Annotated in this window: 11 protein-coding genes; 5 read left to right on the top strand and 6 right to left on the bottom strand. The window is 50.4% G+C overall.

The window, feature by feature from the left end:
• Positions 1-188: 188 nt before the first annotated feature.
• Entirely contained in the window at positions 189-1463 is a 1275-nt protein-coding gene (locus VGN67_RS11860) for an outer membrane beta-barrel protein (protein ID WP_327487042.1), read from the top strand.
• A 13-nt stretch (positions 1464-1476) separates the two neighbouring features.
• Positions 1477-3561 (top strand): IPT/TIG domain-containing protein, encoded by a 2085-nt coding sequence (locus tag VGN67_RS11855; RefSeq protein ID WP_327487041.1) that lies wholly within the window; start codon positions 1477-1479, stop codon positions 3559-3561.
• Positions 3562-3938: 377 nt separating this feature from the next.
• On the opposite strand, the gene VGN67_RS11850 is transcribed toward VGN67_RS11855, so the two are convergent.
• Positions 3939-4142 carry a hypothetical protein gene (locus VGN67_RS11850; RefSeq protein WP_327487040.1) on the bottom strand — a complete coding sequence of 68 codons (204 nt, stop codon included), beginning with the start codon at positions 4140-4142 and terminating at the stop codon, positions 3939-3941.
• A 106-nt stretch (positions 4143-4248) separates the two neighbouring features.
• Between VGN67_RS11850 and VGN67_RS11845 the strand changes: the two genes are divergently transcribed.
• Positions 4249-4614: a hypothetical protein gene (locus VGN67_RS11845; protein ID WP_327487039.1), complete on the top strand. Its 366-nt coding sequence runs from the start codon at positions 4249-4251 to the stop codon at positions 4612-4614.
• A 436-nt stretch (positions 4615-5050) separates the two neighbouring features.
• The gene (locus VGN67_RS11840; protein ID WP_327487038.1) at positions 5051-8011 is read left to right on the top strand and encodes a DEAD/DEAH box helicase; all 2961 of its coding nucleotides are present in this window, start codon (positions 5051-5053) and stop codon (positions 8009-8011) included.
• A gap of 17 nt (positions 8012-8028) precedes the next feature.
• Here the strand turns inward: VGN67_RS11840 and VGN67_RS11835 are convergent, their stop codons facing one another.
• The 5 genes from VGN67_RS11835 to VGN67_RS11815 all read right to left on the bottom strand — a co-directional run bounded on the left by VGN67_RS11835 (position 8029) and on the right by VGN67_RS11815 (position 13722).
• Positions 8029-8550, bottom strand: a complete 522-nt coding sequence (locus tag VGN67_RS11835; RefSeq protein WP_327487037.1) for a phosphoribosyltransferase family protein — start codon at positions 8548-8550, stop codon at positions 8029-8031.
• A gap of 179 nt (positions 8551-8729) precedes the next feature.
• Positions 8730-9353, bottom strand: coding sequence for a DUF4230 domain-containing protein (locus VGN67_RS11830; protein WP_327487036.1), 624 nt, complete (start codon positions 9351-9353; stop codon positions 8730-8732).
• A gap of 178 nt (positions 9354-9531) precedes the next feature.
• Positions 9532-11193 (bottom strand): carboxylesterase/lipase family protein, encoded by a 1662-nt coding sequence (locus VGN67_RS11825; protein WP_327487035.1) that lies wholly within the window; start codon positions 11191-11193, stop codon positions 9532-9534.
• 108 nt (positions 11194-11301) lie between these two features.
• A complete protein-coding gene (locus VGN67_RS11820; protein ID WP_327487034.1) occupies positions 11302-12189 on the bottom strand; it encodes a dienelactone hydrolase family protein in 888 nt (295 codons plus the stop codon).
• A 522-nt stretch (positions 12190-12711) separates the two neighbouring features.
• The gene (locus VGN67_RS11815; RefSeq protein ID WP_327487033.1) at positions 12712-13722 is read right to left on the bottom strand and encodes a bile acid:sodium symporter family protein; all 1011 of its coding nucleotides are present in this window, start codon (positions 13720-13722) and stop codon (positions 12712-12714) included.
• An 81-nt stretch (positions 13723-13803) separates the two neighbouring features.
• Between VGN67_RS11815 and VGN67_RS11810 the strand changes: the two genes are divergently transcribed.
• On the top strand, positions 13804-15582 hold the full coding sequence (locus VGN67_RS11810) for an arylsulfatase (RefSeq protein WP_327487032.1): 1779 nt from the start codon (positions 13804-13806) through the stop codon (positions 15580-15582).
• Positions 15583-15593: the final 11 nt, after the last annotated feature.

The raw sequence follows: 15593 nt of genomic DNA, 5'->3' as shown, positions 1-15593 counted from the left end.
TTTATTTGGGCCTGCCCAAGGTTTATGCCTTTTGTCAATTTCCCTTTCTTTTTCTAAAAACAGGGCATAGGTATTCTACTCCAGAAAAAAAAATTTATCCTATTTTGCCCGTTTAACTACTCCAAAAGAATTTTTTGCGGAAAAATATCCTAACTTATTGCCCCGTAACACTACCCTCCTCATCCTTCATGATTCGTTTTTACCTGCTTATTACTTTATTAGTATGCGGACACATAGCCCTGGCGCAGCGGGAGTACCGCCCCGGTTATATTCTGAAACCTTCGGGTGATACCCTGCGCGGGTTGGTCCGCTACACCGAAAACTTCCAGCAAGCCTTGTCGTGCTGCTACCGTGCCGATAGCAAAGCCCCCGTAACGTGCTATCAGCCCATTGAGCTGAAAGGCTATGGCTTTGCTACCGGACGCGCTTACGAGTCAATCATGTTTGAAGGAGAACCTGTTTTTATGCAGGTACTGGCGGGCGGAAGTGCCACTCTCCTGAAACACCAACAGCAGTACTACGTGCAGAAAGGCCTTAGTGCACCGCTGCGGTTAGAGTCCCGTGATACGCTTGTGTACCGTTCGGGGAGGCCGTATCTGTCCCAAAACCGCTTGTTTGTAAGTTTGTTAGGCGACCAGCTCATGGGCGATTGTCCGGCGGTGCAGCCCCTTCTGGCCAAGGCAACTCTGCGGGATGTTGATCTAATACCGGTTTTTGAGGTGTATAACCTTTGCCGGGCCGACGCGAAACCAGCCAGGGTAGCCCCGCTGGCGGTTAGGTCTAAAGTATATATTTCAGCGGGGTTTGGTGCCACCTGGACCCTCTCAACCCTTAGCCTGGCAAGTACCCGGCTGGTCGAAATTGATGCTACCCTTCGCTCTACCCAACCTATAACACCGCAACCGGCCCTGTGGCTGATTCTGAATACACCCCGCATTTCGGAAAGATTCGCCCTTCAGACAGGTTTTAGTTTTATCAAGGAGCATTTTAAGTATTCGTCGGCAGTTGTTTCGGATAATGCTTCTGGGTACCGGGAAACAGTGCATAAATACCTGTCTCTGCGGTTACAGTCGCTGCGTATTCCCATTCTGGTACGGTACAATCTGCCCGGCCAACGGATCATGCCTTACATTGCCGCCGGCCCTTCCCTACTGGTTGCGCTGGATACGGAAAATACCTTTACCATTGAAAGACAGTATAACCAGATCATCAATACCTATCGGTATCCATTCTTTAACCCCACGCCGGTATCTCTTAGCATTGTCGGCGCGTTAGGGCTGAAAATACCTATTACCGGAAAACTGTCAGGATTTTGTGAAGGGCGCTATGAGTACGCCACAGATGGTATAGCCGAAGCCAGCACCTTTGATTCGGAAAAATATCCACACGCAGTAGGCCTGAAGTCGCTGTCAAAACTCCCCTACCAGGCTATGCAGTTTTCTTTTGGCTTTTTGATACGTTAATCCTCCTCTTTTTATGTCTGTAAAAATAACCCATTCTGCCTGGTTTCTGATTTGTCTTTTATCATGCTTGTTGTTCACCTGCCGCCGGGAAGAAGTTGTTGAACAACGCGATTACCCCCGTTTGCTTGAAACTGTTCTTCTTTCGGTGGATAAATCGGGGGCTACATTCAGAGGAACGGTAGCTTCTTCCGGAAAGTCCGAAATCCCTGATCACGGCTTTGTATGGAGAGAAGGTTCAGGAAATACTCCGGATATGACCGACTTAACTCTCAATTCAGAGAAACTGGAGCAACTTTCACTGGGCCCACTCACTGGCTCTGCCATCTTTGAAGCCACCGCTACTTATGGGTTAGTACTAGCCAAGAGCTACTGGGTACGGGCGTACCTGAAAACAAAAGATGGTTTTACTGTGTACGGACAACCTGTATTCCTGCTTAGTCAGGGATCTTTACCACCAACTATCACCGGCATTCAGCCTGCAAGCGGAGTATGGGGGGATACAATTACGCTGACCGGAAAGAACTTCAGCTACGTACCAAAAACAATTAAGGTAGATTTTGAAAATGGGCCGGAAGCCAAAGTCGTGTCGTCTACAGCCACAACCATTCGCTTTGTTGTACCAAGCTATCTGCAGTCTGCTGCGTCTAAAATAAACGTTCAGAACAGTATTGGCCGGGGTACTTCCTCCCTGACTTTCCAGCTTGATACCAGCACCCCCGTCATTACGGGCTTTAGTCCCGTAGTAGCTACGTTCGGAGAAACCATAACAATAACCGGAAAAAACTTCACAGGTGATCGCCGCTACTGGCAGGCTGTTTTCGAATATGCCAACTATCAGCAAACCACGGCTCCCATTGCAAGTATTACTCCAACGGAAATTAAAGTACTTGTACCCGAGCTCAGCCGCCGGTTTTATACCATTAAATTAACCCGTACCAATCAGAATCAAGCTTATACGTCAGCCGCTGCACCGCAGATATTCAGCCAGATGGCTCCGGTAATCAAGACAGTAGACGTAGTATCAAATGGCTCCTATGACCGGGTTAAGATAACAGGAAACAACTTTAACAAACCAGAAGTACTTTTTGCCGGGGAAACCGCCCCCATTGAAACCTTTACAAACAGTGAGCTACTTCTGGATCCCATTAATGGTATCTATCCAAAACCCACCAGCCTTATTAATGTAGAAGTAGTTTCGGCTGAACAGAAAGATAGCCGACAGATTTCTTTTAGTTACCAGGCTCCCTGGGTAAAAAGGGCCTCCCGCACTTCTGGCCCGATCCCCTCCTCCGCTAACCTGAGGCTACTGACTGCTTTTTCGATCAAGGATCAGGGGTACATTCTCAATGCTAATGACGAACGATCTTTGCAAATCTACCGGTTCAATCCTGCTGACTACGAGTGGCAACGCCTTCCCGACTTGCCTGTTACCTCAAGGAACAGTAATCCCGGCGGTTCATTTGTTATAAATGAAAAAGCGTATATCCTGACCAGACAGCCCTACTATCCTTATTCAACAGACTTCTGGAGGTATGATCCGGTTAATCATACCGTGCAAATCAATAAGGCGCCGGACCTGGGAGAAAGCAGTGATGGACTTGTCATGTGCGCAATGGGCAACAAAGGGTACTTGTTCACCCGTGACCAGGCAGGTAGCATTTGGGAATTTGATTCCGCCAGGGAAAGCTGGGCACGCCGACGCACCAATCTATTCGCCAATTCAGCTAACTTTTTTTCCGATGCCTTCTCCTTTAATAACAAAGTATATGTAGTCACTTTGACGTACAGCAACATTGGGAGTATCTATAGCTATGACCCGGGTACTAATGACTGGCAATTAGAAACCAATTTCAGCTTTGATGTAATGAATTCTGCCACTTCCAGCAAATTTACCGCTTACAGCTATGGTGGTTTAGCTTATCTTGTCAATTTGCGGGAAGCTTTTGTATTTGATCCTAATGCTAAAAAAGTCACTATTTTAGCCCGTAACAGGTTACCTGTAAATCATTCCGGCGGAGCATCCTTTGCATTCCCCTACCAGAAAAAATGCTTCCTGTTTACCTATAACTTTGACTTCTGGGAGATGTCGCCAAAGTAAATCGCTCAGTGACCCATTTAATGAAAGTACCAGCCAACCCGGCCTGAAACCGATGGGATCTGCGGTGGCAGATTTCCTGACGAACGGCTATGTAGTTAAAGACAGCTACCAGTAGGGTCAGGACCTTTGGCAGTGATTTTATATTTCTAAAAGTGAACTAATCATTGGTCCCATTGAAGGTGTATAACCTAATATCCGACCTGCCAGTACCTAAAGGCTATGAATCTAAAATAGGCACCGGAGCCTAAACTTGTTTTTTTATGACTGGAAGTAGTACCTACGTTCAGCTTTGCTGTATCAGCTACCCAGGTAAGCAAACCGACTTCTGGAAATACGATCCAACGGCAAAGAAATGGCAAGCCAGGGCCGTAACAGATTTACTGCTTATGCTTAAGGACCCGCGAAACGATGTAAACGGTAATGGAAAGGGCTACAACCAGCATAACAGTACCACCCCAAACACCCAGTTTACTGGATGTATAAGCCATGTACTGACAGCCGGTAAAGCCACAGGCACCCAGCAGGGTACCTATCCGGTACAGTACTTGTCTGGTAACGGTCAGTTGCTTTGCCTGTCTCATAAGTCTTTCGGGTATAGAAAAACCGTCGTATACTGTTGACAAAGATGAAGATAGTTCCTTAATTTGCTAAACCCTTTTAGTAAATTCTCTCTATCATCATTTCTTAATGAAAAAGTATTACCTGGTATTTTTAGTACTTAGTGCCTGCATGTCCAAACCCACCAGTGACCCATTTGAGGATAGTACCAGCCAGTCAGGCCTGAAACCGATAGGCGCAGCGATGGCGGTAGTACTAACAAACGGCTATGCGGCGAAAGACCGCTACCAGCAGGTACGGTGGAATTCAATTCAAAACCAAAGCGGTAGAACAATCACTGCCGACGAAGCCGATGAACTGGGTTTGGTTAAGGTTAAAGCCGGCAACCTGGTAAAAGTGGTCAGCCGGGGCGAAACCAACAGCGTTGTATCCATGACCGACAATGGTCACCGGTCAAGCCTGCTCTACATCAAAAACAGCCTGATTGCCTGGTAGTACGTTTTGCATCTATCCCGTGCTGTTTCACCTCAATTCGCACGGTCAGGCCAACAGTCCGGTGTACCGGTTACGGCACCTGGCCTAGGGGTTATTGGGCCCGAAAAAGAAGTTTCATCTGGAAGCTACCGACGAGGCCAAAGCTGAAATTCCGCTGGTACTGCGGGAGCCGCCGGTAAAGCAGTTTCCACCGCAACTATAAGACCAGACCTACCTTAGGAGAAAACAACTACGACCGCATACTAAAAAGACCTCGCTGGCGAGGTCTTTTTTATTTGTTTATGCTCTTCATCCTCGTATATTTGGTATCGGTTTACTTTGTAAAGACAAGTAAAACTCCTTTTCGTACTCTTTTGACCCTCTATTACTCCTAGTTGTTTTTGCGTATACGGCGTTTTTCCGAATGCCCGTATCTGATTCTACTATATATTGCCCTATGAAGGTATCTACCGCAGAACCCTTTCAGATTATATATTCACTCCTGGAACACGAGTTTCTGGGTTATATCTTCGAGTCCTTTGTGGTTCAGCTTGACGGGCGGGGCAACCTAACCCTACTCATTCAGAATATATCTTCCAAAAACGTCAATGAGTTTGCCGATAGCCTCGACGCCATTGATGTGGAGCTGGTCCGGCTGATTGATGATATTCAGCAGGATGTCATTCTTAAGAAATTCAACAGCCGCAAGCTGTCTCCCGTCGATTTTTTTCTGAAAGTATACGATTCCCAAAAAGGCGATAAACTTATTCAGGAGGCTATAGCCGGGTACCTGGAAAACATGAAAGCCCGGATTCTGGCCAAACTGGCCGGGAAGGAAATTTATATCATGGGCAGCGACGGAAACCCGGCCTGGAAACACATAGCGTGGAGGCCGGAAAAAGCGACGGTCCGTTTTCATTTTGAACGCACTGATTTCAATACACTCTACTACCCTACCATCAAATACGGGGGACAACGGGTTGATTTTCAGAATAAGGGGGCTATGATTATTTGCGACGAGCCCGCCTGGCTGGTGGTGGACGACGGACTGTACCACTTTGCCGGAAACGTGGACGGCAAAAAGCTCAGGCCGTTTCTTACCAAGAAATCCATTTTTATTCCGCGCAAAGTCGAAGACCAGTACTTCCGGCGGTTTGTGACGGCGCTGATCGCTTCGTATGATGTAGTGGCCGAGGGCGAGCAGAAATTTGAAATCAGGAATGAGGCCCTGTCGCCCCTGCCGCTGCTGACGCTCTCCGAAACCTATTCAAACAAACCCAGTGCTCCCGTTCCGGTACTTTTTGGCGACGATGACCTGGGCCCCGACGAAGATAGCGACGAAGAAGGTGACGTAGTTTTTGATCTTTCATTTCAATACGGCCAGTTTTCGTTCCGGTTCGACAGCTTTGCCAACAACTCCAACGTGGAACTGGAAAAGAAAGGCGAAGAGTATATTTTTCATAAAGTTCGTCGTGACCTGACTACCGAAAGGCAGCGAATTAACCAGCTGAAAGATTGGGGACTGGACCTGCGGAATGGCCGGTACGTCATGCCCAAATCAAAAGCATTTGGCTGGTTGCAGAGCCGGGCGCTTGAGCTGGCCGAACAGGGAATTACCATCCGGCAAAGTACTACCGATACCAAGCGGTACTTCCTGGGGTACTCTTCGCTGGATGTTTCCATTACCGAGGGCCGCGACTGGTTTGATATCTACGCCCGGGTCTGTTTCGGTGAATTTGAAATTCCGTTTATCAAGCTGCGCCAGTATATCCTCCACCGCAAGCGGGAGTTTGCCCTGCCCAACGGTGAAATAGCCGTAATTCCTGAGTGGTGGTTTACCAGGTACTCCGAGTTGTTTTCGTACGTAGAGCATAATACCGAATCGGATGGCCTGCTTTTGCGGAAGCATCACCTGGTACTGGTGCAGGAACTACAGAAAGAAAGCCTGGCGGAAGCCATTATCAGTCGGCGCCTCGAAAGTCTGCGCAATTTTGAAGAAATAGAAGAATATAGAGCCCCCATTGGTTTCAAAGGGCTCCTGCGCCCCTACCAGAAAGCGGGCTATGACTGGCTGCGTTTTCTGAACCAGTACCGCTTTGGGGGCTGCCTCGCCGACGATATGGGCCTGGGAAAAACCATCCAGACCCTGGCGATGCTGCAGTCACAAAAGGAAGCCGGTGTACAGGAACCTACCCTGCTGGTTATGCCTACCTCGCTGCTTTATAACTGGGCGCTGGAAGCCCAGCGCTTCACGCCCGCGTTAAGAACTTTTATGTACACAGGTACTTACCGCGACAAAAATACGGAGCAGTTTAAGGAGTACGACTTAATACTAACCTCCTACGGTATTGTGCGGCTGGATGTGGACCTGCTGAAAGCCTTCCGGTTCCACTACGTGATCCTGGACGAATCGCAGGCCATCAAGAATCCTTCGTCCCATATTACCAAGGCCGTTATGCAGCTCAATTCGGCCCACCGTCTGATCCTGACCGGCACTCCGCTGGAAAACAGCACAATGGATCTCTGGACCCAAATGACTTTTGTTAATCCCGGCCTGCTGGGTAGTCAGACGTTCTTCCGCAACGAGTACCAGGTACCCATAGAAAAACGCAACGACGAAGAAAAAACCCAGCGGCTCTACAATCTCATTAAACCGTTCATACTGCGCCGGCATAAGTCGCAGGTAGCCACCGACCTGCCCGAAAAGGTGGAAAGTATTCAGTACTGCGAAATGAGCGGCGATCAGGAGAAAAAGTACGAAGAAGCCAAGTCGTACTATCGGAACCTGATCCTGCAGAGTATTGATAAAGACGGCATGGCCCGCTCCCAGATGATGGTACTTCAGGGCCTGACCAAACTACGCCAGCTGGCCAACCACCCCCAAATGGTGGATGAAACCTACGAGAGTAATTCGGGCAAATTTGAAGATGTACTTCATAAACTGGAAACGGCCATCAGCGAAAATCATAAGATATTGGTATTCAGCCAGTTTGTAAAACACCTCGACCTGTTTAGAAAGTACCTCGACCAGAAGCACATACCCTACGCCTACCTGGATGGTTCTACCAAATTCCGGCAAACGCAGGTGGAAGAATTCCAGAACGATAAGTCTATCAAGGTATTTCTGATTTCTCTCAAAGCCGGTGGGCTGGGACTAAACCTTACCGCCGCCGACTACGTATTTATTCTGGACCCGTGGTGGAATCCGGCGATTGAAGCGCAGGCCGTTGACCGCGCCCACCGCATTGGTCAGGACCGGACGGTATTTACCTATAAATTCATTACGAAGAATTCGGTGGAAGAAAAGATACTGGCCCTCCAGCGAAGCAAACGGCAACTCGCCGACGACCTTATTTCCAACGAGGACGGCTTTATAAAGTCCCTGACCCGGGAAGATGTCCTGGCGCTGCTGGATTAAACCCGAAGTACTTACAATTATTTAAGATACACCCCTTCGTTTTCCGGATCGCTTAGCAGTACCTCCACGTGCTCGTTCATAGTGGTACTGAGCGAATACCCTACGTAGTCGGCCGACACCGGGAATCGGTGGTGGCTGCGGTCTACCACTACGGCAACCTGTAGCTTTTTGATACGAACTTTCAGGAAGGGCTGAAGCGCATAGGCCAGCGTTCGGCCGGTATTCAAAACATCGTCGGCAACGATGATTACCTGTTCGTTCAGACTCCCGATTTCACCCAAAAACTCCACCGAACTCTGGTGCGGCACTTCCTTATCAAACCGCAGCTCGACCAGTTTGACAATCAGTGGAGAAATAGCCCGCAGTTCTTCCGCCAAACGACGGCCAAACTCAAAACCTTCTCCCGTAATCCCGGCTACAATAATCTCTTTTTCTTCAAAATTCTGCTCGTAAACTTCGTAGGCAATGCGCCGGATTTTTTGCCGGGTCTGGTGCGAAGTAAGGATCTGCTGACGGGAGGAGGAAGTAGAAATAGGCATAGGATAAAACGTTCAGAGTAAACTACGGCGACTTTTAGACAAATTTATAGCTTTTGTAGCGAATCATTATCTAATTTAGCAAAGAGGCCCCACTTTGGGCAAGGTAAAGTCTAAGGCCAGCGCCCGGGCGACGTACTAGCGGCCGAATGATAAATGGGGATTTGCTGCCTGAATAGCCCTTACCGCAGGCGCTCCAGCCGGGCTCTCATCGGAAATTTTACCAGTACCTTCCGTCCGGATATCTTCTCGAGAATAGGGGTCAGCATTTTACGGGCGTTCTCCTCCGTTTGCTCCAGGATGCCCATTTCCAGCGCCGACCGTCTGATTTGCTGTTCGGCCTGTTTGTAGCCTTCCTGCACCAGCTGGGCTTCTTCCATAAACGCAAATTCGGTATTATAAACCTTTGAGCGTTCATGGTCAATTTTAAACACACACAGCTCCGGATCGGGTAGTGTCACCACTAACGTGTCTTGCTCGTTGGTCATATCGGCCAGCCTCAGTTTGGTCAGGTCTACACAACCGATAGCCTCGCCCTGTACGATCAGTACCGCCTTGGCATTGGGCAGGAATGTATTCACCTTTTCCTGCTCTACAATGTCCTTGAAATTATATTTCACCAGCTCCAGCTTTCCCATCGACGTCATCTCCTGCAGTACCACTGTATGCATGGTTTCGGTGCGGTCCTCCCCACCCAGCCAGTTAGGCCACAGATCTGTGTTCTCAAATTTACTCCACAGGGCTATGGAGCCTATTAGAATGAGGACAAATACGGCTAAACGAATGAGGCTCCGGACGAATCGCATAAACTGGGCTGAAAAAGGTACCTATGGGTCACAATTGCTCCTGAAAGGTAAGGTTTTTGCAAATATTGATACAAGTACCTGCCGATAAAACGTAAAGCAACTATATAATTGGTCTGAAAAATAGAACCTCTTATATAGTTGCTCATTATACTAGCCGACCCCTGCCAGGTTTTAACGATCAGGCCAATGATTTGCGTGCCTCACGGTCCGGATCATTCACCAACAGGGGGGCGTCATCCAGTACCATGGTTTCTCCATTTGGGGTCGTATACGGTTTCCAGGCCGGTAAGCCTCCGCCGTTCGGGTTGCCGGTTTTTGCAAAATTGATAAAGGACTTTGCCATTTTCTCCGAAAGCGCTCGCGGGCGTTTGCCACCTCCCGTATGCGTGAGCATCAAGTCCGTATTGTAGAACCAGAAACAGATATCATCGCAGTGGAAGGCGCGCATCCGGCCATCGAACAGGGGCGGCTGCCAGCCAAACCAGGCCAGGTACACCGGTGCTTTTTGCTGCGAGGCCTTCGCGTCGGCTGCGGCTACGGCATTCTTCCGGTTAGATACAATCAACGCCCAGAGTTCAATGGGACGCGCCTTCGGGAAGTTTTTTGCGTAAGCATCCACAATTTCTCCTGATTTATCACCAAAGCGGGGTTTAATTTTTTCCTTTACTTCCGCCAGCGTAACGTTTTCCAGGGCAGCGTCGGTGCGGCTGGGGCTCTGCTCATGGAACGTCGAGCAGATAAGCAGGGGAATATCGGCGGAGAAATGGTTGGAGTTACTGAAAAAGGTACCTTCATTGAGAGAGGCTCCGTCGGCTACGGGAGAGAACCCACCCCGCTGGATGTTGAGGCGTTTGGCTTCGCCGGCCATTTTTTCCACGGCCCGGTTGGCGATGTCAAGGTACTCGCGCCAGGGTATCTGCTGGAGCTTGTCTACTTCTCCGGGCCTCAGGCCTGCTTCTTCCATGACTTTTAGCCCCAGCTTTTCGGCGTACTCCTTGTTGGTACCGGCCAGCGAGCTACCACTCAGCGCTACGGCCTTATGGAACAAACCTTTTGCGGATGGCATGTTCATCAGGGTTGTTACTTTGGCTCCTCCTCCCGACTGACCAATGATGGTCACGTTGCCGGGGTCGCCGCCAAAGTTGGCTATGTTGTTTTTTACCCATTCCAGCGCCGCCACCATATCCAGGTTTCCTACGTTACCCGAGGCCGCGTGACCACCGGCGGCTTTGAGATGCGTATATCCCAGGGAACCGAGCCGGTGGTTGAGCGAACAGAAAACAACATTGCCCAGCCGGGACAGGTTTTCGCCGTGGTACCCGTCCTGCTCAATACCGTTGCCGTTGGTAAATCCTCCGCCGTGCAGCCAGACCACTACCGGCCTTTTCTGAGTATCCGGAGCGGGCGTCCACACGTTTATTTTCAGGCAGTCTTCCGATACATCGTCGTAGTTCCAGTGGTCCACGAAGGAGGCGTAGGGATTAGCGTACCGTTTTTCCATAATTTGCGGTGCTGAGTTACCCCACCACAGTACCGGGCGTACGTCAGTCCAGGGCGTAGGCTTCTGGGGAGGCATGAACCGGTTCTTACCGGAGGTATCGGCTCCGTAAGGGATACCCAGAAACTGGTGAATGCCCCGCAGGATAAAACCCCGGACTTTTCCGTATTCGGTAGTAGCGATGGCAATGTTGTCGCCCACAAACAGGATCTGGTCGTCAGCGGCGGCTGGTCGGGCAGAGGGTGACGGTTGGAAACTGGCCGCGGCAGACGGTTGGGCTACGCTCAAACCGGCCACGCCTACGCCCAGCGATTGTAAAAAATTACGTCTTGATGGTTTCATAGGTTGTTTGGATAAGGGATACGGGAAAAATAAAACCAGTGTGGGCTACGTACCTGCTCCGAACCTATTAGCCTAAAGGCCCAGGGTACCTGTACACCCGCGCGTTCTTTACGAAAGCTTCGCGTTGAAGAAGTCAACCGTACGTTTCCAGGCAAGCTCGGCCGCGGCTTTGTCGTAGCGGGGCGTCGTGTCATTATGGAAACCATGGTTGACATTCGGATACATATAGGCCTTATATTCCTTGTTGTGCTCTTTGAGCGCTGCTTCGTAGGCCGGCCAGCCTTCATTGACCCGAGTATCTAGTTCGGCGTAGTGCAGCAGTAAAGGGGCCTTGATCCTGGAAACATCCTCCCGGGCGGGCTGACCGCCATAAAAAGGAACGGAGGCCGAAAGCGTAGGAATGCGAACGGCCATCATGTTGGCAATCCATCCACCAAAGCAAAAGCCTACTACGCCTACTTTACCGTTGGCATCTTTGTGGCTTTTTATAAAGTCATGTGCCGCGATAAAATCTTCCAGCATTTCGTCCCGGTTGCGTTTGCTCTGCATGGTACGGCCTTCGTCGTCGGTACCCGGATACCCCCCCAGGGGCGTTAGCGCATCCGGAGCAATCGAAACGAATCCGGCCAGGGCGGCTCTTCGGGCTACGTCCTCGATGTGCGGATTCAGCCCCCGGTTTTCGTGTACTACTACGACGGCGCCGAGTGGCTTGGTGGCTCCGGCGGGCTTCGAAAGTAAGGCCTTAATGGCTCCTCCTCCTTTGGGAGACTGATAGGTAACGTAGTCGGACTGTAAGCGGGGGTCATCGGCTTTGATCTGAACAGCGCCTTTGTAATCGGGCATCAGAAAACTCATCAGGGACGCTACCGTAATGCCTCCCACGGCGTAGGCAGATAACTTTTGGGTAAAATCCCGGCGGTCGATGCGGTTATGGGCATAGTCATCATAGAGGTCATAGACTTCCTGTTTGATGTCTTCTTTTTTGATTTGGCTCATGTTGATCGGTTTGTAGGTTTAAATAGTGTACAAGGAAGGCCCCTTCGCAAAGGAGGGCGGTGGCATAGCCTGGTAAAGGCCAACCGCTTCGCCTCCGGATACGTACTACTATACAAAATCTGAAACACCTGCTAACTTACTCTTACCACTCAGCCGTTTGACCCGAAAAATCGACCAATCCGGAATACTATTCGACAAATGGGGGCCGCAGCTCGAGTCCTTGGGTGCCGGCCTCTACCTAATCAGGTAGCAGTATTTCGGCTCCACCCCGCAACTGCGCCGGACGGTTAATTCACCCGCGGGGTGCTCTACCGGGTACCCTGGTTATAAGGGTGATGCCTTCGACTACCTATATTTATACCAGGTACTTCGTTTCAAAGATCGCCTACCTGCCCCACTTCGGGTACCTCAACTACTTCGCCTGGTTTTTTGAAAGTACACGGGGTAGTCACCATCCGAGTTTATTGAAAGTCAGCAGGTTGGTTAATTGGGAGGTAAGCTAATTAATACTCCTGTCTGTATTCAGGTAGTGCGGGCCAGTCGCTGGGCAATCACGCTCACCGCCAGCAACTGAAACGCGTGGTAGATCATAATAGGTAGCAGGATAACCCCCGCACTGGCCGCCCCCGCAAACAGGACCTTGGACATAACCGCCCCCTGTACAAGTGACTTTTTCGAACCACAAAATACCGTCGTAATCTGATCCTCGCGGTTGAAGCCCATCAGCCGGCTTAGGACCATCAGGAGGTAATAGATCAGGAAGAACAGCACTACCATCCCTACTACCAGCCACAGCATAGCCCCGGCACTATACTGGCTGAACAAGCGATTTTCGAATGACTCGCAGAAGGAGGTGTACACAATGAGCAGAATGATGAACTGGTCAATGTACCGCAGAGTTGCCTTATTCCTTTCGGCAAATGCGCCCCAGCGGCCATACAGCAGTACTCCTAGTACCACCGGCAGCAGTACCTGAATTACCAGCTTGATCACTACTTCCGTCAGATCAAATTCGCCCGAGCCGGTCTCCAGCACCAGTCCCATCCAGAGTGGCGTAATAAATACCCCCAGCAGACTCGAAATACTGGCATTGAAAATAGCCGCCGGTATATTACCCCCGGCCATGGACACCATCACGACGGACGATGACACCGTAGAAGGCAAGGCCGCCAGAAAGAAAATAGCCAGCCAGAGTGTCTGGTACTCTTCCCCCACAAAAAAAGGCCGTGTCCCCAGCGCCAGTAGGGGAAAAAGCAAAAAAGTAGCCAGGTGCACTACTAAATGAAGACGCCAGTTACTGAGGCCCGCCCGTAGCTTTTGCGGACTGAGGCGAAGACCGTAGAAGAAAAAAATCAGGGATACCCCGTAGTTAGCGATTTCACCCAGCGGCACCGGACTTTCGTCCGTACCCGGATACGGCCAGAGGTACGCCAGGATCACTACTCCGATCAGCGCCAGCAGGAAATCATCCAGTCCGGCTCGTTTGGCTAAAGTACTTATTCGTTGCCAGCTATTAGAATTGTTCTCTTTCACCCTTTGGTTAATCAGAGTCTGGCTCTGCTTTACTTCCTTTATTTTTTAATTGGTACAAAAAAAGGCTATTTAGCTATCATAATGAAATGGACTGCCCTGGTGCTGCTTATATTTTGCGGCTTTCTGTCCCTCAACTGGACCTACCAATCCCAGGTTCAGAAAGCGGCCCGTCGTCCCAATGTACTCTTTATTCTGACCGACGACCAGGGTTGGGGCGATCTGAGCCTGCACGGAAACCCTTACCTCGAAACCCCTACCCTCGACAACCTGGCCCGTCAGGGTGCGCAGTTTGACCGGTTTTACGTCAGTCCGCTCTGCGCGCCCACGCGGGCCAGCCTCCTGACCGGCCGCTATCACCTCCGCACGGGTACTGTATCCGTATCAAGGGGGCTGGAAGTGATGAATGCCGAAGAGACTACCCTGGCCGAACTTTTCAAGGAGAATGGGTACACCACTGGCTGCTACGGCAAGTGGCACAACGGCGAGCATTATCCTAACCATCCGAATGGCCAGGGGTTTGACGATTTCTTTGGCTTCTGCGCCGGCCACTGGACCAACTACTTTGATACCGAGCTGGAACATAATGGCAGGATGATCAGGACCAAAGGGTACATTACCGATGTACTGACCGACGCGGCCCTGCAATTTATTGACAAAAATAAAGACCGCCCCTTCTTCTGCTACGTGCCTTATAATGCACCGCATAGTCCGCACCAGGTACCCGATGCGTATTTTAATAAATACAAAAAGCGGGGCCTGGATGACGAAGTGGCTTCTATCTACGGCATGGTTGAAAACGTGGACGATAATGTACGCAGGCTGTTGGATAAGCTGAAACAGGAAGGGCTGGAAGAGAATACGATTGTTATTTTCGCGACGGACAATGGTCCGAATGGCGTCCGATATAATGGGGACATGAAGGGTATAAAAGGCCACGTGGACGAAGGTGGCGTACGGGTACCTTTCTTTGTAAAGTGGCCGGGAAAAATTGTTCCAAAAACCATCCGGTCCCTGGCGGCGCATATCGATTTGCTGCCTACGCTGGTTGAATTGTGTTCGCTGCAAACTACTGAGAAACTACTCCTTGATGGCGTAAGCCTGGCCAAACAGGTACTGGCTACTCAGGAAACTCCCCTGCCTGACCGCCCCCTGTTCACCCACGTGGCGCATTTGGATAAAGCACTGCGCCCGCAACCCGGCGCCGTACGCACAAGCCAGTACCGCTGGGTCTGGAAAAGTACAGCGCCGGAATTATACGATATGATGGCCGACCCGGCTCAAAAGAACAATATAGCCGCCGGGAACCCTGCCGTGACTACCCAACTATCAGAAGCCTACCAGCGTTGGTTTGAAGCGGCAACCCAAACCCTTAGGCTGGCAGCCCGACCGGTACCTGCCGGCTATGCGCAGAAAAAAGTTGAGCTCGCGGCCCACGAGGCTGATTTTAAAGGAAATTTGAAATACAAGGAAGGGCACGGCTGGGCCCACGACTGGCTCGTCAACTGGACCTCCCCCGCTGACACCATCTGGTGGACGTTGGAAAGCAGGGCTCCCATTACCTACGATGTGTACCTGCGCTATACAGTTCCCGGTGGGCAAACCGGATCAATAGTACAGGTACTTACTGGCGAGCAAGTTATTCAGCAAAAAATCACCCAAGCCATTGATCCACCAATAATCCCTAGTCCGGACCGGGTCATGCGTAAGGAAGTATATGAAAAAGAGTGGGGACTTCTCAGACTAGGGCCTCTGTCTTTGCCGGCGGGAAAAAGCCGGATATCCCTGATGGCTCCCCGCCTAGCGTCACAGCAAGTCGCCGAGTTTAAATCGTTAGTGTTAGTACCCGCTACGAAGAAATAAGCAAGATACCC

Origin of the sequence: Telluribacter sp. (assembly GCF_035998675.1) — a bacterium.
Classification (GTDB): Bacteria; Bacteroidota; Bacteroidia; order Cytophagales; family Spirosomataceae; genus Telluribacter.
The sequence above is the reverse complement of the archived record's forward strand: the minus strand, read 5'-3'. Positions and strand labels throughout refer to the sequence as shown.